Below are 23,652 nucleotides of genomic sequence, written 5' to 3'. Positions count from 1 at the left end.
GGCCGATGCTATGCCGGGCGGCGGCGGTCAGGCCGCCGCGAGCGCGAGACCGCGCAGCGCCCGGGCCTGGTCCGGCCAATGGGGCAGGCCGCGCGCGTGTTTCCAGGCGATCGCCCCCATCTGCGCCCGCAGCGCGGGGCTGAAGACGAGCCGGCGCATCGCCTTGCCCAGCTGGGCCACGTCATCCACCGGAGCGACGATGCCGGCCCCGGTCGGCACCAGTTCGCCGGCGGCACCGCCATCGGTGATCGCGACCGGCAGGCCCCGCGCCATCGCCTCGGCGACCGCCATGCCAAACCCCTCGAAGCGGGTGGCGAGGGCGAAGAGATCGGCTTCGGCCCAGGCATTCTCCAGCGCGCTGCCGGTGAGCGGGCCCCGCCGCTCCACCCTCGACGCGACGCCAAGCTCGGCGGCAAGCCGGTCGAGACCCTCGGCATAATCAGGGTCGCGCAGCTCGCCGGCGATCACCAGCCGCCAGTCGAGATCGTGCAGCGAGGCGAGCGCGCGGATCAGGACATCGTGCCCCTTGCGATAGGTCAGCGTGCCGAGGGAAAGCACCGCGCAGGGGCTGCCATCGGGCAGGACCGGGTTGAGCGTGCGGCATTCGTAGCGGTCGGTGCCCGGGACGAGAACGCTGATCCGGTCGTGCAGCACGCCGAATTCGGCGGACAGGCGCCCGGCGATCGGCTCGCTCGCGGCGATGACCCGGGCGAAGCCGGGCAACGCCTCCCGCTCCAGCGACTTGAACGCCTGCCGCACATCTTCCGGCGTGCCGGGTTCGAGCGAGGTCGGGTGATGGATGAGGGCGAAGGCGCCGCGCGCCTGCAGCGCCGGGATCGCGGCGCGGGCATGGGCGAAGGCCGCGCCCTCCAGCAGGATCGGGCCATCTGGCCGCAGCCGATCGGCGAAATCGGGGCCGATCGGTTGATCGAGCGCGAAGATCTCGACGCCGCCGCCCGCCTCGCGCCAGGCGGCGAGCAGGCGGCGATGGTAGAACGAGGCCCCGGTCACCGAGTCGAACGGGGCTTCCGTGATCAGGATCAGCTTCATTTGCCGGCCATGCCACAGCCGCCCCGATCTGGCCAGAGAGGCATGCCAGAGAGGCGTGTCGGAGAGGTGTGGCGCGATCAGGCGCGCAGGTTGAAGGCGACCGGCGGAACCGGCCTGCCGGCGGCGTCCTGCGCATAGGATTGCAGCGGCTCGACCGCGGCGCGGCTGGTGTCGAGCGCCTGCATGACGGTGCGGATCACGCGCTGCTGGGTCTCGATCGCATCGCGCAGGAGCGCGCCATTGGCGCTGACCGCCTTCTCCAGCCGGCGCTGCGCCGCCTCGGCCTGCCGGCGCTCGCGCGGCGGCAGCTTCGCGCCGGCTTCCACCGCCGCCTCGAACGCGGCGATGGCCCCGCGCTTGGCCGCTTCCAGCGTGGCGCTGGCGGCGAAATCGTGCAGGGAAAGACGGCGGTTTTCTTCCTCGAGAATGGCGGCAAGGGCGTCCGCGGCGGCGATGGGGCCGCAGGGCGAGGTTTCGGTGTTCATGATCCGGCTCCTGGGGATGAGGATGGGGCGACCGATCCGCCGGGGGCGGGGACGGAGCTGGAAGGGGAGGTCGCCGTGGCGGGCTGGGGCTTGGTGCTGTCGCGCTCGGCCAGGAGCGCCTGTTCGATCATCGGCGCGAGGCCGAGGCCGCCGCGCGCCTCGATCGATTTCGCGACCGCGTTGATGAAGAAGGGGCGGAACGATTTTTCCACCGCGCCGCCGCTGAACGGTGCCGCGGCGGAGCCGGCGGAGGCGAACATCGGCTTGAGCAGCTGGGCGATCGCCATCGCCTCGAATTTGTGGGCGGCCTGGACGATGGCCTGATTGCTCATCGGCGCGGTGCCGCGGGCGGGCGGGGTTGCTACGGGCCTGGTGAGCTGATCGAGTGAAACGGCCGATGCGGCGCCGGGGATCGGGCTCAGGCTCATTGCACGACCAGCCGCGCCTGCAGGGCGCCGGCCGCCTTGATCGCCTGGAGGATGCTGATCATGTCGTGCGGCGCGACGCCGAGCGCGTTCAGGCTGGAGACCAGCTGCTGCAGGCTGATATTGCCCTGGACGATGTCCATTCTCTTGCCTTTCCCCTTCTTGACGGAAATCGAGGTCTGCGCGGTCGAGACCGTGTTGCCGCCGGCCAGCGCGTTGGGCTGGCTGACCACCGGGGTGTTCTTTACCGTGACGGTGATGTTGCCCTCGTCGATGGCGACGGTGCTGATGCGAACATTCGCCCCCATCACGATCGTGCCCGTCGCCTCGTCGACGACGACAACCGCCGGCGTGGAGGGCTGGACCCGCAGATCCTCGATATCGGCGAGGTTCTGCACGACGTTGCGCCCCTCGAGGTCGAGGGTGATGGTGCGCGGATCGTCGACCGTGGCGATGCCGGGGCCGAGCCGCGCGTTGATGACCTGGGCAATGCGCGTCGCGGTGGTGAAATCGGGGTTGCGCAGTTCGAGCTTGGGCTGCTTCTGCGCGGCAAGCTTGAAATTCACCGAGCGCTCGACGATGGCGCCATTGGTGATGCGGCCGACGGTGGGCACGCCCTGGGTGAAGGAGGCGTTCGCCCCCGCCGCCTGGATCGCGCCGGTGACCAGCGAGCCCTGCGCCACGGCATAGACCCGGCCATCGGCGCCGAGCAGCGGGGTGACGAGCAGGGTGCCGCCGGTCAGGTCGGTCGCATCGCCCATCGCCGAGACCGTGACGTCGATCGTCTCGCCGCTATGGACGAAGGCGGGCAGGTTCGCCGTCACCATCACCGCGGCGATGTCCTTGGTCTGCAGGTTGGCCGCCTGGCTCTGGGTGTTGACGCCGAGGCGCTCGAGCATGCCGATCAGCGACTGGCGGGTGAACACCGAGTTGTTGAGCGAATCGCCGGTGCCCTTGAGACCGACCACCAGCCCGTAGCCGACCAGCTGGTTGTTGCGGATCCCCTGGATGTCGGTGATGTCCTTGATCCGCACCTCGGCGAAGGCCGGCCGCGCGCAGGCGAACAGCAGATAGAAAGCTGCCCAGAGCAGCAGAATTGCCGCGCGCCAGCGATGGCGGCCGCGGAGGCAGATATCAGCGAAATCCGAGGTGAAATTCAGGTTCATCTGGCGCGATCATTTTGGTCACAGGACGCAGTTTCGCAGGAAAAGGTTAATATTTTGCCTCTATGAGACAGGCTGACCGAAGGAAAGCGGCGCGCCCGCGCGAGGCGCCCAGGGAGGTGAGGATGACACGGGTTTCAGGACTGGGCGGGCCGGGCGGCATCGGCGGCACCGCGCGCGGCGGCACGGCGCGGCCGGCCGGCGAGAGCTTCAGCCTCGCCGCCCCGGCGCAGCACGCCACCGCCGCCCTCGCCCCGGTGAGCATCGCCGCGCTGATCGGGTTGCAGGACGAGGGCGGCGAGGCCCGCCGGCAGGGAGCAGCGAAACGCGCCGGCGAACGCGCGCTCGGCGCGCTGGCCGCGTTGCAACGGGCGGTTCTCGGCGGCGGCGCGCCGGATCTCGACGCGCTGGCGCGGAGTGCTGCAGAGATCGAGCTGCCGGCCGACCCGGCGCTGCGCGCCATCGTCGGCGCCATCCGCCTGCGCGCGCGGGTCGAGCTCGCCCGCCACGGCAGGTTGTGACCATAAGGTGAATTGCACCCTCCCCGCCCTTGGCGGCGGCGGTCGGCACGGGTATAAGCCGCCAGCCTGAGGCCTCACCCTTACTGACCCCGGGGCCCGTGCGTTGGAGGAAGTGACAGTCATGTTAATTACTCTTGCACCGGACTACATCCCGAGCGATGATGAAGAGTTCATGAACCCGACCCAGGTCGAGTTCTTCCGGCAGAAGCTGCTCCGCTGGCGGCACGACCTGCTGATGGAGGCGAACGGAACCCTCGCCAGCCTGTCCGAAGGCGGCATCCTCGAGCCCGACATCACCGACCGCGCGAGCGTCGAGACCGACCGCGCGCTCGAACTGCGCACCCGCGACCGCGCGCGCAAGCTGATCGGCAAGATCGACCAGGCGCTGGCGCGGGTCGAGAACGGCACCTATGGCTATTGCGAGGAAACCGGCGAGCCGATCGGGCTGAAGCGGCTGATGGCGCGGCCGATCGCGACCCTGTCGATCGAGGCGCAGGAACGCCACGAGCGGCAGGAACGCATCCAGCGGGACGACTGAGTGCTGCAGACCGCCGATCCATCCGGATCGGGGCGTGTTCTGCCTGGCAACAAGATAGAGCACTACATCCGATCCATCAGGATCGGAAAGTGCTCAAGTTATTAGAGAGTAGAGCACTACATCCGATCCATCAGGATCGGAAAGTGCTCTACAACCCCGCGATCTCGCGGAATTCAGTTTCGCTCAGCATGGTCACGCCGAGGCTCGCGGCCTTTGCCGCCTTCGAGCCGGCTTCCGCCCCCACCACGACGAAATCGGTCTTTTTCGAGACCGATTCGGTGACTTTGGCGCCCAACGCCTCGGCCCGCGCCTTCGCCTCCGGGCGGGTCAGCGTTTCCAGCGTGCCGGTGAAGACGATCGTCTTGCCGGCGAGCGCGCCGCCTTCCGCCGCAACCTCGTCCTCGATGGTCAGCATCGGCACCAGCCGGTCGAGCAGGTCGCGGTTGTGCGGCTCGGCGAAGAAGCCGGCGAGTTCCTCGGCGATCGACGGGCCGATGCCGGAAATCGAGCCGAGTTCCAGCCGCGCATCCGAGCCGATCACGCCGGCCTGCTCCATCTGCTGGCGCCAGGCGGCATAGGAGGAATAGTGGCGGGCCAGCAGCTTGGCGTTCTGCTCGCCGATCCGCCTGATGCCGAGGGCGAAGATGAAGCGCGCGAACGGCACACGCCGGCGCGCCTCGATCGCGGCGACGAGCTTGCGCGCCGAAACCTCGCCCCAGCCCTCCAGTGCCGCGATCGCGGCCTCGCGGTCGCGCAGGGCAAAAATATCCGCAGGGCTCCGGAGCCAGCCGAGGGCGTGGAACTGCTCGACCGTCCGCTCCCCCATCCCCTCGATGTCGAAGGCGGGGCGCGCGCAGAAATGGATCAGCCGCTCGACCACCTGGGCCGGGCAGCTCAGCCCGCCGGTGCAGCGGCGCACCACCTCGCCGGCCGGGCGGATCGCCAGCGCGCCGCAGGCCGGGCAGTGATCGGGGAAGACGAAGGGCACCGAATCGGCCGGCCGGCGCTCGGGCAGGGCGCGGAGGATCTGCGGAATGACGTCGCCGGCGCGCTGAAGCTCCACCGTGTCGCCGATCCGCACATCCTTGCGGGCGATCTCGTCCTCGTTGTGCAGGGTCGCGTGGCTGACCAGCACGCCGCCGACATTGACCGGGTCGAGCCGGGCGCGGGGGGTGAGCGCGCCGGTGCGGCCGACCTGGATGTCGATCCCGCGCAGGGTGGTCAGCGCCCGCTCGGCGGGGAATTTCCAGGCCACCGCCCAGCGCGGTGCGCGGCCGGCGAAGCCGAGGCGCTCCTGCAGCGCGAGATCGTCGATTTTATAGACGACGCCGTCGATATCGTAGTCGAGCCCGGCGCGGCGCTCGGCCACCGAGCGCTGGAACGCCTCGGCCTGCGCCTCGCTCACCCGTTCGGCCAGCGGGTTCACCGGGAAGCCCCAGCGCCGCAGCGTGGCGAGATAGTCCCAATGGGTCTCGCCCACCGCAGCACTCGCAGCCCCCCGCGCATAGGCGAAGAGCGAGAGGCGGCGGGCGGCGGTGATCGCGGGGTCGAGCTGGCGGAGGCTGCCGGCGGCGGCGTTGCGCGGGTTGGCGAACTGGCGGGACTGGCCCTGGTTGAGGGCGATGAAATCCGTCTTGGTCATGTAGACCTCGCCGCGGATCTCGATGAAATCGGGCGCGTCGTCCGGCAGGGTGGCGGGCAGCTCGCGCAGGGTGCGGAGGTTTTCGGTGACGTCCTCGCCCTCGGTGCCGTCGCCGCGCGTGGCGCCGCGCATGAAGCGGCGGTTCCCGTAGGTCAGCGAGATCGACAGGCCGTCGATCTTGGGTTCGGCGACGAAGGCGAGCGGGGCCGCGCCGAGGCCGAGAAAGCGGCGGATGCTGGCGCAGAACTCGGCGAAATCCGCAGGCTCGAACACGTTGTCGAGCGAGAGCATGGGCACGCGGTGGCGCAGCTTGCCGAAGGCGCCGGAGGGGGTGGCGCCGACCTGGTCGAGGGCTGCGGCGCTTTCGGGATGGGCGGCGCGCAGCGACTCGGCCTCGCGCCGCAGGGCGTCATAGGCGGCGTCGTCCATGATCGGCGCATCGTCGCGGTAATAGGCGGCGTCCGCCGCGGCGAGGCGGGCGAGCAGCTCGGCGAGGCGGGCCTGCGGGTCGGCCGCATCGGGCAGGCCAGGCGGGCGGGCGCTCACGAGTGGCCCAGCAGGCTGCGCGCGGCGTCGCGCGCGGCATCGGTAATCGTTTCTCCGGCAAGCATGCGGGCGATTTCCTCCTGCCGTGCAGCGGCGTCAAGCCGGCTGATGAGCGTCATCGCGCGGTCGCGCCCGCTCGCCTTGCTGACCTGGAAGTGGGAATCGGCGCGGGCGGCGACCTGCGGCGAATGGGTGACGACAAGAACCTGGGTGTCGCGCGCGATCCGGGCGAGGCGATCGCCGACCGCCGCCGCGGTGGCGCCGCCGATGCCGCTGTCCACCTCGTCGAAGATCAGGGCGGCGACGGGCGATTCGCCGGCCAGCACCACGTTCAGCGCCAGCAGCAGGCGCGACAGCTCGCCGCCGGAGGCAACCTTGTCGAGCAGGCCGGGCGCGCTGCCGGGATTGGTGGCGACGAGGAAGCGCACCGAATCGGCGCCGTTCGCGTTCCACTGCGCCTCCGCGAGGTCGGTGCGGGCGACGAGGAAGCGGGCGCGATCGAGCCGGAGCGGGGGAAGCTCGGCGGCGATGGCGGCGGCGAGGCGCTCGGCCGCCGCCTGCCGGGCGGCACTCAGCGTCGCGGCCGCCGCGCCATAGGCGGTGCGGGCGGTGCGGCTCGCCGCCTCGGCGCGGGACAGAGCCTCGGTGCCGGCATCGAGCGTGGCGAGGCGGGCGCGGAACCGTTCGAGCAGGGCGGGCAGTTCGACGACGGGCACCGCGTGCTTGCGCGCCATGCCGCGCAGGGCGAACAGCCGCTCCTCGATCGCCTCCAGCCCGCGCGGATCGGCCTCGGCCTCGGACACGGCGCGGGAGAGCAGGGTCTCGGCCTCGGCCAGGGCTTCCTCGGCGCGCTCGATCGCGGCGAGTGCGGGGCCAATGGACGCGCCCTGCTCGGCCTCGGCGATGCGGGCGAGCGCGCGGGCGGCCGCACGCAGCGTCGCCGCCGGTCCGGCAGAGCGGCGCTCGCGCGGGGCAAGCTCGGCAAGCGCGCCGCCGATCGCCTCGGCGCGGCGCTCCGCCCCTTGCAGGCGCTGGCGGGCGGCGGCGAGTTCCTCCTCCTCGCCGGCGCGCGGCGCGAGTGTTGCGAGTTCGTCGGCCGCGTGGCGGAGGAATTCCTCGTCGCGCCGGGCGGCATCGAGCGCGGCTTCGGCCTCTTCGCGCGCCGCCTCCGCGGCGCGCCAGGTGGAGAAGGCGGCGGCCACCTCGTCGCGCAGCGCGGGCGCGACGCCGAAGCGGTCGAGCATCTCGCGCTGGGTTGCGGGGTCGGTCAGGCCGAACTGGGCGTGCTGGCCCTGGATCTCGATCAGCAGGTCCGCGACCCGGCGCAGCAGGGCCACGCTCACCGGCTGGTCGTTGACCAGGGCGCGGGACTTGCCATCGCGCGCGACGATGCGGCGGAGCAGGATTTCATCGCCGGTCTCGATCCCCTGCTCGGCCAGCAGCGCCAGCGCCGGATGGGTGGCGGGAATGGCGAAGGAGGCGGTGACCACCGCGCGGGCCGCACCGGCGCGCACCAGCCCGGCATCGGCGCGGTCGCCCAGGGCGAGGCCGAGCGAATCGAGCAGGATGGACTTGCCGGCGCCGGTTTCGCCGGTGAAGACGGTCAGGCCCGGTTCGAAGCCGATATCCAGCCGGTCGATCAGGACGACGTCGCGGATGGACAGCGCCGTGAGCATGGCTCCGCCCGCCCCCGGTCAGAGCAGGCCGAAGAGGAACCCGCCCGTGGCCTTCGGCTTCGCCGCGTCGGTCACAAGCCCGTGCCGGCGCAGCGTGTCATAGGCGTGAAGGTACCAGCGCGAGCCGGGATAATTATGGCCGAGCACGGCGGCGTTCCGCCGCGCTTCCTTGACCAGCCCGAGATCGAGATAGCACTCCACCAGCCGGTCCAGCGCCTCGGGGGCGAAGGTCGTGGTCTGGTATTGCTGGACCACGACCTGGTAGCGGCTGATCGCCGCGGCGTAGAGATTCTGCCGCTGGTAGAAGCGGCCGATCTCCATCTGGTGGCCGGCGAGACGGTTCTCGACCAGGCGGAGCTTGATCCGGGCGTCGCGAGCATAGGCGCTGTCGGGGAAGCGGGAGACCACGTCCTGCAAGGCCTGGGCGGCTTCGAGGGTGAAGGTCTGGTCGCGCTGGACGTCCTCGATCTGCTCGTAGAAGCAGAGCGCCTTCAGGTAATAGGCGTAGGCGGCTTCGGGGCTTGCCGGGTGCAGCTCGATGAAGCGGTTCAGCGCGCTTACCGCGGAGTCGAAATTCTGCCGGCGGTATTGCGCGTAGCCCTGGAGCAGCTCGGCGTGGCTCGCCCAGGTCGAGTACGGGTAGTTGACCTCGATCTCGCCGAAGAGCTGGGCGGCCTTCTTGTTCTCGCCCTTGTGCAGCTGGGCGATGCCCTCGGCATAGAGGGCGTCGGCCGGTTGCAGCGGCTTGGCGGCGTGCTTGTGCGCGGCCGCGTCGGCGCCGGTCTTGGCGCTGCCGCCGAACAGGCCGCAACCGCCGAGGGCGAGCGGCGAGAGCAGAAGCAGGGCCGGCAGCGCGCGCGGGCGGCGCCGGCGCGTGCGCGGCTGCGAGGGGGTGAGGCGGGCCGGCCGAGCCGGAGTCTGCGAATGCGTCATCGGGGCCGGCTTATAGCATGTGATTCGGCGCCGCGAAGCCTCTGGCCCGCCCGCGCGCGGCGAAACGTGCGGGAAAGCTTGCAAATCCGGGCGAAAAAGCCTATTCCCGCGACAGTCGCGGACATGGTGTCCACGGCTTGTCGCCAGACCGATGCCGGGACGAATTGGACTATCCCGGCCGGAACAGCGCGCGGTTCTGCGGATTTCCCGCTCGGGGGATTCGCGGAGTGCCGGCGCCGCCCCGGAACGGTCCGCCACGGCGGCACCCGAAACCTCGTCCGGACAGATCCGGACAGTCGTGACCGCACCGGATGAAACTCCGCGCGGCGCGCCAGCCAAACCGGCCGCAAGACGGTCTCGTTTCAAGGATTCAAACCGCTTCATGGGTTCAACCGCAACTGCCATGCGCTCGCAGGGCGCTGATCATAATTCCGGCACCGAGGATTTCGCCGCGCTGCTCGACAGCACGCTCGGCAGCAATACCGGCTTCGAGGGCTCGGTCGTCTCTGGCCGGGTGTCGCGCATCGATGATGATTTCGTCGTCGTCGATGTCGGTCTGAAGAGCGAGGGCCGCGTGCCGCTGAAGGAATTCGGTGGCCAGGAGATCAAGTCCGGTGACACGTTCGACCTGTATATCGAGCGCTACGAGGACAAGGACGGCTCGATCGTGCTGTCGCGCGAGAAGGCGCGTCGCGAGGAGGCATGGACGGCACTGGAGCGCGCCTATGAGCAGCAGGCCCGCGTCAACGGCGTGATCCACGGCCGCGTCAAGGGCGGCTTCACCGTCGATCTCGGCGGCGCCACGGCGTTCCTGCCGGGCAGCCAGGTCGATATCCGCCCGGTGCGCGACGTCACCCCGCTGATGGGCGTGCAGCAGCCGTTCCAGATCCTCAAGATGGACCGCGCGCGCGGCAACATCGTGGTCTCGCGCCGCGCCGTGCTCGAGGAAACCCGGGCGGAACAGCGCAGCGAGCTGATCCAGGGCCTCAAGGAAGGCCAGATCCTCGATGGCGTGGTGAAGAACATCACCGATTACGGCGCCTTCGTCGATCTCGGCGGCGTCGATGGCCTGCTGCACGTGACCGACATCGCCTGGCGCCGCATCAACCATCCGGCCGAGGCGCTGACCATCGGCCAGCCGGTGCGGGTGCAGGTGATCCGCTTCAACCCGGACACGCAGCGCATCAGCCTCGGCATGAAGCAGCTCGAGACCGATCCCTGGGAAGGCGTGGACGTCAAGTATCCGCCCGGAATCAAGGCGACCGGCCGGGTCACCAATATCACCGACTACGGCGCCTTCGTGGAGCTGGAGCCGGGCGTCGAGGGTCTCGTGCACGTCTCCGAGATGTCGTGGACCAAGAAGAACGCGCATCCCGGCAAGATCGTCGCGACGAGCCAGGAAGTCGAGGTCATGGTGCTCGACGTGGATGCCGGCAAGCGCCGCATCTCGCTCGGTCTCAAGCAGGTCCAGCGCAACCCGTGGGAGCAGTTCCTCGACGAGCATCCGGTTGGCTCGATCGTCGAAGGCGAGATCCGCAACATGACCGAGTTCGGTCTGTTCGTCGGCCTCGCGCCGGAAATCGACGGCATGGTCCACATGTCCGACCTGTCGTGGGACGAGCCGGGCGAACTTGCCATGGCGAAGTTCAACAAGGGCGACATGGTCAAGGCGAAGGTTCTCGACGTCGATGTCGAGAAGGAGCGCATCAGCCTCGGCGTGAAGCAGCTTGAGGAAGATCCCGCCGCCGGCGTGCTCGACCGTGTCCACAAGGGCATGATCGTGACCTGCGTGATCACCGCCGTGCAGGCGAACGGCCTCGAGGTGAAGGTGGACGACGTTCTCACCGGCTTCATCCGCCGCGCCGAACTCGCCCGCGACAAGGCCGATCAGCGGCCGGAGAAGTTCGCTCCGGGCGAGAAGATCGACGCCAAGATCACCGCCGTCGACCGCGCCGCGCGCAAGCTGCAGCTCACGGTCAAGGGCAAGGAGATCGACGAGGAGAAGCAGGCGATGGCCGATTACGGCTCGTCCGACTCGGGCGCCTCGCTCGGCGACATCCTCGGCGCCGCCATCCGCCGCCGCAACCAGCAGGCGCAGGGCGAGAACTGAACCGGCGCGCGCCCGGCTCCGGCGCCATGCCGGGTCCGGGCGATGCCGGGCGGCGCCTTTGCTCCGCAGGACCAACGCGAACGCCGCCCCCCCCCAGGGGCGGCGTTTGTCGTTGCGGTGTTTGTCGTTGCGGATGTTGTTCGGGACGCGGCATGATCCGTGATGCCGGGCGGGAGGCGTGCCCTATCGTATCGATAAACAGAGCATCCTTATCCGATCGGATGATGCTCTATTTATCAAAAAGATAGAGCACTACATCCGATCCAATCGGATCGGAAAGTGCTCTAGAGCATCATCCGATCAGATGGAATCATCTGATCGGATAAAGATGCTCTATTTATCAAAAAGATAGAGCACTACATCCGATCCGATCGGATCGGAAAGTGCTCTAGGGCCAGCGACCCTCGGCGCTTTCGATCTGCGCGCGGGTGGTCAGGCGGTAGGGGCCTTCGGCGATTTCCGGCGCGTGGTCCGGCAGTTTTTCGGGATCGGCCCAGCATTCGGGGGCGCCCAGGGTCTGGGTGCAGTAGGGCGGCGGCGGCGGCGGGATGTATTTCGGCGCGCAATAGCTCTTGTCCCGGTCGAGCCGGACCATCGAGCAGTCGCGCCCGGTGACCAGCGAGACGACCGCATCCGGCACGGTGCGGTGGATCGTGGTCAGGGTGACGACATTCGCGGCCACGGTGGCACCCGCGCCGATGCCGCACCCGGCGAGCGGAATTGCACAGAGCATGACAAGCATTCGTCGCATTAGCGGCAGAATGCCATGAAAAAATGAAGACCTGGTTACGTTGCCCAACGTGCCGCGCGCGGCTATGGTCCGCCGCGATGACCCGATCCAGCCCGCGGGATACCCCTCCCCGGCGCCAAGCGAGCGAGAGCCCGAGTGCCCGATATTTTCGATGAAGTCGCCGAAGACCTGCGTGCCGAGCGCACGCGGCAGTTCCTCGTCCGGTATGCCGGCGCGATGGCTGCCGCCGCACTGGTCGTGCTGGCCGCGATCGGCGGATGGAAGGCGTGGCAGTGGCACCGCCATCAGCTCGATGTGCGGGCGGCGGAAGGCTACACCGCGCTGATCGCCGAGATCGGCCAGCAGGCTGGCGGAGCGACCAAGGCGGGCGATCTCGCCGATGCGAAGCGCCTCGCGGGATATGCCGCCACCGCGCCGGCCGGCTATGCCAATCTCGCCCGGCTGCGCGCCGCAGCGCTCTATGAGCAGGGCGGCGATGGCCAGGCCGCGCAGCGCCAGTGGTCGGCGATCGCGGCGCCGGGCAGCGGCGCGCTGCCGACGATCCGCGATCTCGCGATCCTGCTCGGCGCGCAGCACGAGATGGGGGCGAAGGACGATGCCGCCGCCCGCGCCGGGCTGCAGACGCTGAACCGGCCCGGCAATCCGTGGCAGCCGCTGGCCCAGCTCGATCTCGCCCTGCTCGACATCAAGGCCGGCAAGACCGCCCCTGCCAGCGCGCTGCTGGCGGAGGTCAGCGCCAATCCCGCCTCCGCGCCCAATCTGCGCAATCTCGCCCAGGGCCTGATTGCGAAACTGAAGGGATGACCCTCCGGACCATGACCGATCTTCGCGCCCTTTCCACCATCGGGCGGCGCGGCGCGCTGCTGTCCTCGCTGGCGATGCTCTCGGGCTGCGGCCTGCTCTCGACGCCGCCGAAACCGCCTGTGCCGGGCCGCAAGATCCCGGTGCTGCCGCCACACAACCCGCTGCGCGCCGGCGCCGCGGCGCCACCGGTGACGCTGCCGGCGCCGCAGACGCGGACGGTGTGGGGCCAGGCCGGCGCCACCGCCGCGCATGATGCCGGCGTGAGCGCCCTGCCCGCGCGGCTGCGCATGGCCTGGCGCGACGATGTCGGCGCTGGCGCGACCTATCGCCGCACGCTGCACGCAGCCCCCGTGGTCGCCGCCGGGCGGGTGTTCACCATGGATGCCAATGGCGTGGTCGAGGCCCGCGCGGTTGCCGACGGGCACCGGCTGTGGCGGCGCCCGATGCGCCCGCGACACGACAACAGCTTCGCCTATGGCGGCGGGATCGCGGCGGATGACGCGGCGCTGTATGTCGCCTCGGGCTTCGGCCAGCTCCTCGCCCTCGATCCGGCGAGCGGCAAGCCGCGCTGGACCAAGACGCTCGACCAGCCGTTCCGCTCGGCCCCCGGGCTCGGCGGCGGGATGATCTTCGTGACCATGCTCGACAACACGCTCCAGGCCTTCGATGCGAAGACCGGCGCCTTCGCCTGGCGGTTCCCGACCGGGACTGGCGCCGCCGGGTCGATGTTCGGCGCCGGCACGCCGGCCTATCAGGATGGCATCGTGGTCGCCGGTTTCGGCTCGGGCGTGCTGGCCGGGGTGAACGCTACCGGCGGCTCCGCCGTGTGGGAGCAGAGCCTTGCCGCGGGCTATGACCAGACCAATCCGCTCGATGTCTCCAGCATCGTCGCGAGCCCGGTGATCGCCGGGGGGCTGGCGATCGCCACCGGGCTCGCCGGCACCACCGTCGCCTTCGACCTGCGCTCGGGACGGCGGATCTGGAGCATCGGCGCCGGCGGCGGCGAAACCCCCGCCATTGCCGGCGACTGGCTGTTCCTGCTGACCGAGGGGCAGCGCCTCGCGGCGATCCGGGTGGCGGACGGCGCCGTTGGCTGGGTGACCGACCTGCCGGCCTATGGCAATCCGGCGCGGCGGCGCCAGCCGCTCACCTGGCACGGCCCGCTGGTGGCCGGCGCGGGGCTGCTGCTGACCGGCTCGGACCGGCGGATGATCGTGGTCGACGCCGTGACCGGCCGGCTGCTCACCCCGCCCGACCAGGGTCTGGCCCTCAATGGCGAGGCCGACCTCGCCGCGATCACCGCTGCGGGGACGCTGTTCGCGCTGACCCGCAACGCGGTGCTGACCGCGTATCGATGACCACCTCCCCTGCCCGCACCCCGCGGGTCGCGATCTGCGGGCGGCCGAATGTCGGCAAATCCACCCTGTTCAACCGGCTGGCGGGCAAGCGCATCGCGCTCGTCGCCGACGAGCCGGGGGTCACGCGCGACCGCAAGGAAGCCTGGGGTGAGCTTGCCGGGGTGAAGGTGCAGCTGATCGACACCGCAGGGCTGGAGGAAGCGCCGCCGGACACGTTGCCGGGGCGGATGCGCGCCTCGACCGGGACGGCGGTGGACGAGGCCGATCTCGTGCTGTTCGTGTTCGACGCCCGCGCCGGGCTGCTGCCGGAGGACCGGCATTTCGCCACCTGGCTGCGCCGGGCGGGCAAGCCGGTGATCGTCGTCGCCAACAAGGCGGAGGGGCGCAGCGGCAGCAATGCGGCGCTGGAGGCCTATGCGCTCGGCCTCGGCGAGCCGGTGCCGGTTTCGGCCGAGCATAACGAGGGCGTCTCCGACCTGGTCGACCGCATCGTCGAGGCGCTGCCGGAGGCGGACGGCGCTGCGGAGGAGGATGGCGAGCGGCCGTTGCATCTGGCCATCGTCGGGCGGCCGAATGCCGGCAAGTCGACGCTGATGAACCGGCTGCTGGGCGAACAGCGGGTGATCACCGGCCCCGAACCGGGCCTGACGCGCGATGCGATCGCCGCCGAGCTGACCGATTCGGACGGGCGGGTCTACCGGCTGTTCGACACGGCCGGGCTGCGCCGGCGCGCGCGGGTCGAGGCGGGGCTGGAGAGGCTTTCGACCTCATCGACGATCGAGGCGCTGAAATTCGCCGATACGGTGGTGCTCGCGATCGATGCGCATGAGGGGCTGCACGACCAGGATTTCACCATTGCCCGGCTGATCGAGCGCGAGGGGCGCGCCTGCGTGATCGCGCTGACCAAATGGGACCTGGTGGAAGATCGCGACCGCACCCGCCGCGCCATTCTCGAACGGCTGGAACACTCGCTCTCGCAGATGAAGGGGATCACGCTGGTGCCGCTTTCGGGCGAAACCGGCGAAGGCGTCAGGAAACTGCTGCCGGCGGTGCGCGAGGCGGACCGGATCTGGAACACGCGGGTGACCACCTCCGCCCTCAACCGCTGGTTCGAGAGCGCGCTGGAGCGGTTTCCGCCGCCGCTGGTCGAAGGTCGGCGGCTCAAGCTGCGCTATATCACCCAGGTGAAGGCGCGACCGCCGAGCTTCGCGGTGTTCGGCACGCGGGCGGAGCTGACGCCGGACAGCTACCAGCGCTACCTGGTGAACTCGCTGCGCGAGCGGTTCAGCCTCGAGGGCGCGCCGATCCGGCTTTCGCTGCGCGGCACCAAGAACCCCTACGTGGACGAATAGGCCGGCGGACCGGCGGCGCGGACAGAGCATCATCCGATCAGATGGGATCATCTGATCGGATAAAGATGCTCTGGTTATCAACGAGATAGAGCACGACATCCGATCCGTGAGGATCGGAAAATGCTCTACTGCGTGATCCGACCAGATGGAAGCATCTGATCGGATAAAGACGCTCTGGTTATCAACGAGATAGAGCACGACATCCGATCCGTGAGGATCGGGAGATGCTCTAATATTGGCCGTTCTGGTAGCCGTTACCCTGATTGTAGGGGGTTCCCTGATTATAAGGGTTGCCCTGATTGTAGGGAGTCCCCTGGTTGTACGGGTTGCCCTGGTCGGGAGCGCCGTTGTCATAGCGGTCACGGTGATCCTGCCGGTATTGGCCGTTCTGTTGATACTGGCTGTCCTGCCGGTATTGGCCATTCTGCGGGTACTGATTGCCCTGCTGATACTGGCCGCCCTGCCGGTACTGGTTGTACTGGCGATACTGGTCGCCTTGCGGCCCGTCGGGGCGACGATAGGTGCCATAGGCGCCGGGCGGCGGGGCGGGTTGCGGGGTTGTCAGCGCGCCACCGAGGGCGCCGACCGCGCCGCCGATCAGCGCGCCGGTCGCGGGGCTGCCGCCGGTGGCCGCCCCGATCGCGGCCCCCGTGCCGGCGCCGATCGCCGCTCCGCCCAGGGCGCGCTGGCCGGGATCATAGGGGTTGGTGCAGCCGGCCAGCGCCAGTGCGACGGCGATAGTCGCGGCGGCGGCGCCGGAGCGGCGCAGGGAAAGGCGGGACGGGATCGGGGTCATGCTCTGCTCCTCCACAAATGGACTGCATCTCTCGCCGGACCGACCGGACCGGACCGCACGCAGCCATGAAAACTCCGTGCGGGCAAGAGATGGCCCGGCGATGGTGGAAATGTGGCGATTGTGGAGCAGGTCATCCACGCCGCAAGGGGAGGCGCAGCCTGTCCGACCGGATGGAGACATCCGGCCGGACCGATGCTCTGGTCATCAGCAAGATAGGGTATCAGCAAGATAGGGCGCGACGTCCGATCCGTCGGGATCGGGCCGCGCCCAGCTCCTAGAGCACGTTCCGATCCGGTTGGATCGGATATCGTGCTCTATCTTGTTGATAACCAGAGCATCTTTATCCGATCAGATGAGTCCATCTGATCGGATGATGCTCTACAGCGCGCCGCCGCGCCGGCCGATGGCGCCGCCCAGGCGCAGGCGCAGGGCGTTCAGCTTGATGAAGCCCGCCGCGTCCTGCTGGTTGTAGGCGCCCTCGTCATCCTCGAAGGTGACCATCCGCGCCGAGTAGAGCGAGTTGGGGCTTTCGCGGCCGGCGACGATCACGTTGCCCTTGTAGAGTTTCAGGCGCACCCGGCCGGTGACCGAGTTCTGGCTGGCGTCGATCAGCGCCTGCAGCATCCGCCGCTCGGGGCTGAACCAGAAGCCGTTATAGATCAGCTCGGCATAGCGCGGCATCAGGCTGTCCTTCAGGTGCGCGGCCTCGCGGTCGAGCGTGATGCTCTCGATGGCGCGATGCGCCGCGAGCAGGATCGTGCCGCCCGGGGTTTCATACACGCCGCGCGACTTCATGCCGACGAACCGGTTCTCGACGAGGTCGAGCCGGCCGATGCCGTTGTCGCGGCCCAGCTCGTTGAGCCTGGTCAGCAGTGTGGCCGGCGAGAGTGCAACGCCGTTGAGCGCGACCGCATCACCCTGCGCGAAATCGATGCTGATTTCAGTGACCACATCCGGCGCCGCCTCGGGGCTGATCGTCCGCTGGTAGACGATCTCGTCCGGCGCCTCGGCGGGGTCTTCGAGGATCTTGCCCTCGGAGGAGGAGTGCAGCAGGTTGGCATCGACCGAGAACGGCGCCTCGCCGCGCTTGTCGCGGGAGATGGGGATCTGGTGCGCCTCGGCGAATTCGAGCAGCTTCGTGCGGCTGGTCAGGTTCCACTCGCGCCAGGGGGCGACGACCTTCACATCCGGCTTCAGCGCGTAATAGGCGAGTTCGAAGCGGACCTGGTCGTTGCCCTTGCCGGTCGCGCCATGGGCCACCGCATCCGCCCCCACCGCCTCGGCGATCTCGATCTGGCGCTGCGCGATCAGCGGCCGGGCGATCGAGGTGCCGAGCAGGTACTGGCCCTCGTAGAGCGCGTTGGCGCGGAACATCGGGAAGACGAAATCCTTCACGAAGGTCTCGCGCAGATCCTCGACGAAGATTTCCTTGACGCCGAACATCTCGGCCTTGCGCCGCGCCGGCTCCAGCTCCTCGCCCTGGCCGAGATCGGCGGTGAAGGTGACGACCTCCGCCCCGCGCTCGGTCTGCAGCCAGCGGAGAATGACACTGGTATCGAGCCCGCCCGAATAGGCCAGCACAACTTTCTTTACGGTGTTTTCAGCCATCGTTCTCTGTCCCGGTTCTGCCTCAGGCGCGGCCTATCAGCCGGATCGCGGCGCGGCAAGAGCCGGCGCGGCGGATCAGGTCGACGTGGTGGACGGTGCGGCGTGCGATTTCGGCCCCACCAGCCGGCGCAGCCGCGCGATGGTCGCCGGCGTGTCCCAATCCCCCGCCCCTTGCAGCGAGGCGACCATCTGCCCCGCGCGGTCGACGATCACGGTGAAGGGGATGCCGCCGATGTTGAACGCATCGAGCGCGCTCGAACTCGGGTCGAGCAGCATCGGCACGCCGGTGATGTGGTGGCGGGCGAAATAGGGGCGCACCGCCTTGATCCCCTGGCTGTCCACCGAGATCGGCAGGACGCGCAGGCCATCGGCGCGGATCTTCGGGTCGAGCGCCAGCAGGGTCGGCAGTTCGGCGCGGCAGGGCGGGCACCAGGTGGCCCAGAAATTCACCACCAGCCCCTCGCCGCGGAAGGCGGCCAGCGTCATCCGCCGGCCGGAGGCGTCGAGGAAATGGAAATCCGGCACCGGCTGCGGCACGGTGGCGTCGAGATTGGGGCCGACATCCGGCAGCGTCATCGCCGCGGCGGATTTGCCGATCCCGGCGAGCGAAGTTAAGTCAGGCAGGACAAGACCCGCACCCAGTTGCGCGAACCGCCGCCGAGAAAGCCCGAAACGCATGACCGCCGATACCTCTTCCAATCCGAATACGACGAATTCTGGTGCCGAACCGGCCGGAGCGCAACCATCCCGCCTGCAATGGGGCGGACGTTTCGCCGCCGGTCCCGCATCCGTGATGCAGGCGATCAACGCCTCGATCGGGTTCGACCAGCGGCTCTGGCAGGAGGATATCGAGGGCAGCCTCGCCCATGCCGGCATGCTGGCGGCGCAGGGCATCATCTCGACCGAGGACGAGGCGGCGATCCGCGCCGGGCTCGGCGAGATCGCCGGGGCGATCGCCGATGGCGCCTTTACCTTCGACCCCGCACTCGAGGACATCCATACCAATATCGAGGCCTGGCTGGTCGCGCGGATCGGCGAGGCCGGGCGGCGGCTGCATACCGGGCGCAGCCGCAACGACCAGGTGGCGACCGATTTCAGGCTCTGGGTGCGCAAGGCGATCGACAGTCTCGACGAGCAGGTGCGCGGGCTGATGCGCGCGCTGGCGGACCGCGCGGCCGAGCACGCGGCGACGATCATGCCCGGCTTCACCCATCTGCAGACCGCCCAGCCGGTGACGCTCGGGCATCACCTGCTCGCCTATGTCGAGATGCTCGGGCGCGACCGCGGCCGCCTTGCCGATGCGCGCCGGCGGCTGAACGAATGCCCGCTCGGCGCCGCGGCCCTTGCCGGCACCACCTTCCCGATCGATCGCGGCATGACCGCCGCCGCCCTCGGCTTCGACCGGCCGACCGCGAATTCGCTCGATTCGGTGTCCGACCGCGACTTCGCGCTTGAATTCCTGTCCGCCCTCTCCATCCTCGCGGTGCATCTTTCGCGCTTCGCCGAGGAGATCATCATCTGGACCAGCGCGCCCTATCGCTTCATCCGGCTGTCCGACGCCTATACCACCGGCTCGTCGATCATGCCGCAGAAGCGCAATCCTGACGCCGCCGAGCTGGCCCGGGCCAAGGCGGGGCGGATTTTCGGCGCGCTCACCGGGCTGCTCGCGGTGATGAAGGGGCTGCCGCTCGCCTATGCGAAGGACATGCAGGAGGACAAGGAGCCGGTGTTCGACGCCGCCGACGCCGCCGAGCTGTGCCTGGCCGCGATGACCGGCATGGTGCGCGACATGGAGCCGGACGCAGCACGGATGCGCGCGGTGGCTGGCGCCGATTTCGCCACCGCGACGGATCTTGCCGATTATCTCGTGCGCGATCTCGGCCTGCCCTTCCGCACCGCCCATCACGTCACCGGGCAGATCGTGAGTGCGGCGGAATCGCGCGGGCTCGACCTCGTCGCCCTGCCGCTCGCGGTGATGCAGGAGATCGAGCCGCGGATCACCGAGGCGGTGTATGACGTGCTGACCATCGAGGCCTCGGTCGCCGCGCGGCGTACCCTGGGCGGCACCGCGCCGGACAATGTCGCCCGCGCCGCGGCGCGCTGGCAGGAGGCGCTGGCATGACCCGCGGGCTGCTGCTCGTCCTGTTCGCCTGCGCCGCCCTCGCCGCCTGCGGCCGCGCCGGCGCGCCCTCGCCGCCCGGCCCGGCGGGGCAGATCACCTATCCTCACCAATATCCCTCCGAATGATGAACGCCCTCACCAGCGACCAGGCCTGGCGCCGCCTCGTTGCCGCCCGGCCGAACCTGTCGTTCCACGCGATGGACGGGCTGTGCCTCGATGGCGTGCCGCTCGCCGCCATCGCCGCCGCCCATGGCACGCCGAGCTGGGTCTATAGCGCCGCGACGATCGAGGGGCGGCTCGCCGGCCTGCGCGCCGCGTTCGCAGCCGAGGGGCTGGCGCCGGCGATCCGCTACGCGGTGAAGGCGAACGACCATCTCGCCATTCTGAGCCTGGTCCGGGCCGGCGGCGCCGGGGCGGATGTGACCAGTGCCGGCGAGTTCGCCCGCGCCGCCGCCGCCGGGATCGTGCCGGGGGCGATGGTGTTCTCCGGCGTGGGCAAGCGGGAGGATGAGCTGCGCCGCGCGCTCGAAGCCGGGATCGGCCAGATCAACGTCGAGAGCGCCGAGGAGCTGGAGATGATCTCCGGCATCGCCGCTTCGATGGGGGGTGCGGCACCGGTCGCGCTGCGGGTGAACCCGGATGTCGCCGCCGGCGGGCACGACAAGATCAGCACCGGCCGCAAGGGCGACAAGTTCGGCATCGGCTTCGATGACGCGGGCGCGCTCTACCGCCGCGCCGCCATCCTGCCCGGCATCGCGGCGGTCGGGTTTTCCACCCATATCGGCAGCCAGATCTTCGCCCCCGCCGCCTTCGAGGCGGCGTATCAGCGGGTGCTCGGGCTGATCCAGACGCTGCGCGGCGAGGGGCTGGCGGTGCGCCGCTTTGATCTCGGCGGCGGATTCGGCATTCCCTATGACGACGGCGCCGCCTTCCCCTTCGCGGCGCAGGCGGCGATGGTGCGCCGCGTGCTCGGCGGCCAGGATCTGGAGCTGATCGTCGAGCCCGGCCGCTGGCTGGTCGGCCCGGCCGGCGTGCTGATCGCCCGGGTGACGCTCGTCAAGCGCGCCGGTGCCGAGCGATTCGTCGTGCTCGATGCCGGGATGAACGACCTGATGCGCCCGGCGCTCTATGGCGCGCTTCACGGCATCGTCCCCGTCGCCGCCGCCGATGCCGCCGGCGCGCCGCTGCCGGCCGAGGCGGTCGGCCCGGTCTGCGAGAGCAGCGACCGGTTCGGCAGTTACGAGTTGCCCGATCTCGCGCCCGGCGCGCTGGTCGCCCTGCTCGATGCCGGGGCCTATGGCGCGACGATGAGCAGCACCTATAACGGTCGGCCGCTGGCAGCCCAGGTGATGATCGCCGATGGCGCGCCGCAGCTGATCCGCCGGCGGCAGGCGCTCGACGATCTCTGGCGCGACGAGATCGTGCCGCAGCGCCGGTAATGCCGGCGACGCGCCTCGCCCGGCTGCGGCGGCGGGCGCGCCGCGTTCTGGTGATCGAGGCCGTCGCCCTCGCCGCGATGCTGCCGGCCGGCGTAATCGCGATATTCCTCATCGTCGGGCTTGCCGGGTTCGGCGGCTGGCGGGCCGATCTCGCCGCGCTGATCGGCCTTGGCCTCGCGCTGCGCCACGCGATCACGCACTATCGCCCGCCCGCGCCGGAGGCAGCCGACCGAAGGATCGAGCGCGATTCCCACCTGCCGCACCGCCCGCTCGCAGCCCTTGGCGACGAGCCGGCGCTGGCCGGCGCGGCACCGCTCTGGGAAGCGCATCGCGCCCGCACCGATCGCGCCCTCGCCACCGCCAGGGTGGGTTTGCCACGGCCGGATTTCGCCGCACACGATCCGTTCGCGCTGCGCTTCCTGCTCCTGCTCGGCGTGATCGCCGCCTGGATCGCCGCCGGATCGCAGGCCGGATCGCGGCTCGCGGCCAGTGTCGAGTTCACCTCGCCCTTCGCCCGGCCGGGCCTTGCGGTACAGGCCTGGATCACGCCGCCGCGCTGGGCGGGGGCGACGCCGCGCCTGATCGGCGCCGGCACGGACAAGGTGACGGCACTTGCCGGCTCCACGCTCGCCATCATCGTCACCGGCGCCGGCAATGCCGCGCCGGCGGCCTGGATCGGCGGCAAGGCGCTGGGTTTCGCCGGGATCGGCACCGGCAGTTTCCGCGCGCAGCAGACGCTCGACCGCTCGACGACGCTCAGCATCGGGCCGTTCTGGAACCGGATCGCCCGGAAGACGATCACCGTGATCGCGCCGACGCCGCCGCGAATCGGCTTCGCCGCGCCACCGGCGCCGACCCCGGCGGCGCGGCGCGTCGGCCTCGCCTGGCGCGGCAGCAGCCGCTACGGGCTGACCCGTCTCGGCCTCATGCTGCGGCCGGTGGAAGCGCCGGGGGGCGTCGCCGACCGGGCCGCCCTGCCGGTGGCAAAGCCGCAGGGCGAGGATTTCGCCGGCAGCGCCCGGCTCGACCTGCTGGCCAGCCCGCTCGCCGGCATGAAGGTGGCGGCGACGCTGGAGGCGGTGAACCGCGACGGCCAGACCGGCTCATCGGCGCCGGCGCAACTCATCCTGCCCGCGCCCGCGCTGCACGACCCGACGGCGCGGGCGCTGGAGGCGATCCGCCAGGCGCTGGAGCGCGGCACCCCGGGGCGCGCGGCGCTCGGTGCGCGGCTCCGCAGCCTCGCCGCCGCGCCGCCGGGCAAGCTGACGCCGGAGACGCGCGCGGCACTCGCCCGTTTCGCCGCCGGATTCGGGCCGAAAACCCCGGATTACGCTCAGGCCGAGGCGGGGCTGTGGACGCTGGTGCAGCGCGCCGAGCTTGGCACCGCCTACGAGGCGACGCGCCAGCTCGACGCGGCGGCGCAGGCGCTGCGCCATGAGCTTTCCCGGGAATTATCCCATCCCATGTCCGGCCAGAAGACGGCGCCTTCGCGGTTTCGGCAGCTGATGCAGCGGCTCGACCGGGCGATGCAGGCGCGGCAGGACGCCACGCCACGGTCCGCGCGCGGCGATCAGGCACAGCAGGCGGCGCAGCGGGCGGCGATCGACCGGCTGGCGCACCAGATCCGGCAGGAGCTGGCCTCCGGGCAGACGGCGCAGGCCGAGCGCGACATGGCAAGGCTCAGGCAGATGCTGAACCGGCTGACCGCGCCGCAGGCGAGCGGTTCGGCGGCAGCACAACAGCAACAGCAGCAGCGGCAAGCGGCCGCACGCCGGCTGGCCGCGATCATGCGCGGGGAAGCGAAGCTGATGGACCGGACCGCGCGGCGCGACGCGATGCCGGCGCCGGGTGGCCAGCCCGCTTTGCCGGCGCAGCCCGGTGCTGCCGGCCTTGCACAGAGTCAGGAGGGGCTGCGCAGCCAGCTTGCCGCCGCCGCCCGGGCGATGCAGGGGGCCGGCCTGCCCGGCCAGTCCACGCTCGGCCAGGGCGAGCTGGCGATGACCGCCGCGCGTAACGCGCTCGGCACCGGCGATATTCCGGCGGCGCTTTCCGGCGAGCGGCAGGCGATCGCCGCACTGCAACAGGCGGCGGGCGCGCTGGCGGCGATGGCGGGACAGAGCCCGGCGGGCGGCGGGCAGGTGGCGGCGGGGCAGAACGCGGCCGGCGGCGAGGGCGCGTTCGGCAACCAGAACGCCAGCGATGTCAGCCTCGGCAAGGCGGGGCAGCATTCCACCGCGCGGCAGATCGAGAACGCGCTGATCCGCCGCGACCAGACGCCGGACCTGCCGGCGGAGGCGCACCGCTATTACGGCAGGCTGCTGGGCGGGGAGTGAG

Annotated in this window: 21 protein-coding genes; 10 read left to right on the top strand and 11 right to left on the bottom strand. The window is 70.3% G+C overall.

Features of this window, described 5'->3' with window-relative positions; translation table 11 throughout:
* Nucleotides 1-27 precede the first annotated feature (27 nt).
* The 4 genes from B7Z76_RS02255 to B7Z76_RS02240 form a co-directional block, all read right to left on the bottom strand.
* Nucleotides 28-1,050: a glycosyltransferase family 4 protein gene (locus tag B7Z76_RS02255; RefSeq protein WP_291341874.1), complete on the bottom strand. Its 1,023-nt coding sequence runs from the start codon at nucleotides 1,048-1,050 to the stop codon at nucleotides 28-30.
* A 77-nt stretch (nucleotides 1,051-1,127) separates the two neighbouring features.
* Nucleotides 1,128-1,535, bottom strand: coding sequence for a hypothetical protein (locus tag B7Z76_RS02250; protein ID WP_291341873.1), 408 nt, complete (start codon nucleotides 1,533-1,535; stop codon nucleotides 1,128-1,130).
* The gene (locus B7Z76_RS02245) at nucleotides 1,532-1,963 is read right to left on the bottom strand and encodes a rod-binding protein (protein WP_291341872.1); all 432 of its coding nucleotides are present in this window, start codon (nucleotides 1,961-1,963) and stop codon (nucleotides 1,532-1,534) included. Before B7Z76_RS02245 ends, B7Z76_RS02250 begins: the two co-directional genes overlap by 4 nt.
* A complete protein-coding gene (locus tag B7Z76_RS02240; RefSeq protein WP_291341871.1) occupies nucleotides 1,960-3,126 on the bottom strand; it encodes a flagellar basal body P-ring protein FlgI in 1,167 nt (388 codons plus the stop codon). The genes B7Z76_RS02245 and B7Z76_RS02240 overlap by 4 nt, the downstream gene beginning before the upstream one ends.
* A 122-nt stretch (nucleotides 3,127-3,248) precedes the next feature.
* On the opposite strand from B7Z76_RS02240, the gene B7Z76_RS02235 reads away from it, so the two are divergent.
* Nucleotides 3,249-3,644 (top strand): flagellar assembly protein FliX, encoded by a 396-nt coding sequence (locus tag B7Z76_RS02235; RefSeq protein WP_174504516.1) that lies wholly within the window; start codon nucleotides 3,249-3,251, stop codon nucleotides 3,642-3,644.
* Nucleotides 3,645-3,765: 121 nt separating this feature from the next.
* Entirely contained in the window at nucleotides 3,766-4,182 is a 417-nt protein-coding gene (dksA, locus tag B7Z76_RS02230; protein ID WP_174504515.1) for an RNA polymerase-binding protein DksA, read from the top strand.
* Nucleotides 4,183-4,330: 148 nt separating this feature from the next.
* On the opposite strand, the gene ligA is transcribed toward dksA, so the two are convergent.
* From ligA to B7Z76_RS02215, 3 genes are read right to left on the bottom strand one after another with little or no spacing between them, the layout of a single operon-like run.
* Nucleotides 4,331-6,370 carry an NAD-dependent DNA ligase LigA gene (gene ligA / locus B7Z76_RS02225; RefSeq protein WP_291341868.1) on the bottom strand — a complete coding sequence of 680 codons (2,040 nt, stop codon included), beginning with the start codon at nucleotides 6,368-6,370 and terminating at the stop codon, nucleotides 4,331-4,333.
* Nucleotides 6,367-8,046, bottom strand: coding sequence for a DNA repair protein RecN (gene recN / locus B7Z76_RS02220; RefSeq protein ID WP_291341866.1), 1,680 nt, complete (start codon nucleotides 8,044-8,046; stop codon nucleotides 6,367-6,369). Before recN ends, ligA begins: the two co-directional genes overlap by 4 nt.
* Before the next feature lie 18 nt (nucleotides 8,047-8,064).
* Nucleotides 8,065-8,979 carry an outer membrane protein assembly factor BamD gene (locus B7Z76_RS02215; RefSeq protein ID WP_291341864.1) on the bottom strand — a complete coding sequence of 305 codons (915 nt, stop codon included), beginning with the start codon at nucleotides 8,977-8,979 and terminating at the stop codon, nucleotides 8,065-8,067.
* A gap of 382 nt (nucleotides 8,980-9,361) precedes the next feature.
* Between B7Z76_RS02215 and rpsA the strand changes: the two genes are divergently transcribed.
* Complete coding sequence (rpsA, locus tag B7Z76_RS02210) at nucleotides 9,362-11,089, top strand: 30S ribosomal protein S1 (RefSeq protein WP_174504512.1); 1,728 nt, start codon at nucleotides 9,362-9,364, stop codon at nucleotides 11,087-11,089.
* A 388-nt stretch (nucleotides 11,090-11,477) separates the two neighbouring features.
* Here the strand turns inward: rpsA and B7Z76_RS02205 are convergent, their stop codons facing one another.
* On the bottom strand, nucleotides 11,478-11,831 hold the full coding sequence (locus tag B7Z76_RS02205; RefSeq protein WP_291341862.1) for a hypothetical protein: 354 nt from the start codon (nucleotides 11,829-11,831) through the stop codon (nucleotides 11,478-11,480).
* 144 nt (nucleotides 11,832-11,975) lie between these two features.
* Between B7Z76_RS02205 and B7Z76_RS02200 the strand changes: the two genes are divergently transcribed.
* Genes B7Z76_RS02200 through der form a run of 3 tightly spaced genes read left to right on the top strand, consistent with a single transcriptional unit; the run spans nucleotide 11,976 to nucleotide 15,354 of the window.
* Entirely contained in the window at nucleotides 11,976-12,644 is a 669-nt protein-coding gene (locus B7Z76_RS02200) for a tetratricopeptide repeat protein (protein WP_174504511.1), read from the top strand.
* Between the two features lie 11 nt (nucleotides 12,645-12,655).
* Entirely contained in the window at nucleotides 12,656-14,002 is a 1,347-nt protein-coding gene (locus tag B7Z76_RS02195; protein ID WP_291341859.1) for a PQQ-binding-like beta-propeller repeat protein, read from the top strand.
* Nucleotides 13,999-15,354: a ribosome biogenesis GTPase Der gene (gene der, locus B7Z76_RS02190; protein WP_291341857.1), complete on the top strand. Its 1,356-nt coding sequence runs from the start codon at nucleotides 13,999-14,001 to the stop codon at nucleotides 15,352-15,354. Before B7Z76_RS02195 ends, der begins: the two co-directional genes overlap by 4 nt.
* Before the next feature lie 229 nt (nucleotides 15,355-15,583).
* Here der and B7Z76_RS02185 read toward each other — a convergent pair whose 3' ends face one another.
* The 3 genes from B7Z76_RS02185 to B7Z76_RS02175 form a co-directional block, all read right to left on the bottom strand.
* The gene (locus tag B7Z76_RS02185; protein WP_291341856.1) at nucleotides 15,584-16,150 is read right to left on the bottom strand and encodes a YMGG-like glycine zipper-containing protein; all 567 of its coding nucleotides are present in this window, start codon (nucleotides 16,148-16,150) and stop codon (nucleotides 15,584-15,586) included.
* 378 nt (nucleotides 16,151-16,528) lie between these two features.
* Nucleotides 16,529-17,758, bottom strand: coding sequence for an argininosuccinate synthase (locus B7Z76_RS02180; protein WP_291341854.1), 1,230 nt, complete (start codon nucleotides 17,756-17,758; stop codon nucleotides 16,529-16,531).
* A gap of 75 nt (nucleotides 17,759-17,833) precedes the next feature.
* A complete protein-coding gene (locus B7Z76_RS02175) occupies nucleotides 17,834-18,436 on the bottom strand; it encodes a TlpA disulfide reductase family protein (RefSeq protein ID WP_174504504.1) in 603 nt (200 codons plus the stop codon).
* On the opposite strand from B7Z76_RS02175, the gene argH reads away from it, so the two are divergent.
* The 4 genes from argH to B7Z76_RS02155 are packed head-to-tail and all read left to right on the top strand — an operon-like array spanning nucleotide 18,435 to nucleotide 23,651.
* Nucleotides 18,435-19,880, top strand: coding sequence for an argininosuccinate lyase (gene argH, locus B7Z76_RS02170; protein ID WP_174504503.1), 1,446 nt, complete (start codon nucleotides 18,435-18,437; stop codon nucleotides 19,878-19,880). The two genes, B7Z76_RS02175 and argH, sit on opposite strands and share 2 nt — an antisense overlap.
* Nucleotides 19,877-20,005 (top strand): hypothetical protein, encoded by a 129-nt coding sequence (locus B7Z76_RS02165; RefSeq protein WP_255540109.1) that lies wholly within the window; start codon nucleotides 19,877-19,879, stop codon nucleotides 20,003-20,005. The genes argH and B7Z76_RS02165 overlap by 4 nt, the downstream gene beginning before the upstream one ends.
* Nucleotides 20,002-21,318 (top strand): diaminopimelate decarboxylase, encoded by a 1,317-nt coding sequence (lysA, locus tag B7Z76_RS02160; protein WP_291341853.1) that lies wholly within the window; start codon nucleotides 20,002-20,004, stop codon nucleotides 21,316-21,318. The genes B7Z76_RS02165 and lysA overlap by 4 nt, the downstream gene beginning before the upstream one ends.
* Nucleotides 21,318-23,651 (top strand): DUF4175 family protein, encoded by a 2,334-nt coding sequence (locus tag B7Z76_RS02155; protein ID WP_291341851.1) that lies wholly within the window; start codon nucleotides 21,318-21,320, stop codon nucleotides 23,649-23,651. The genes lysA and B7Z76_RS02155 overlap by 1 nt, the downstream gene beginning before the upstream one ends.
* Nucleotide 23,652: the final 1 nt, after the last annotated feature.

The sequence above is a fragment of the Acidiphilium sp. 20-67-58 genome, assembly GCF_002255515.1.
Taxonomy (GTDB): Bacteria; Pseudomonadota; Alphaproteobacteria; order Acetobacterales; family Acetobacteraceae; genus Acidiphilium.
The sequence above is the reverse complement of the archived record's forward strand: the minus strand, read 5'-3'. Positions and strand labels throughout refer to the sequence as shown.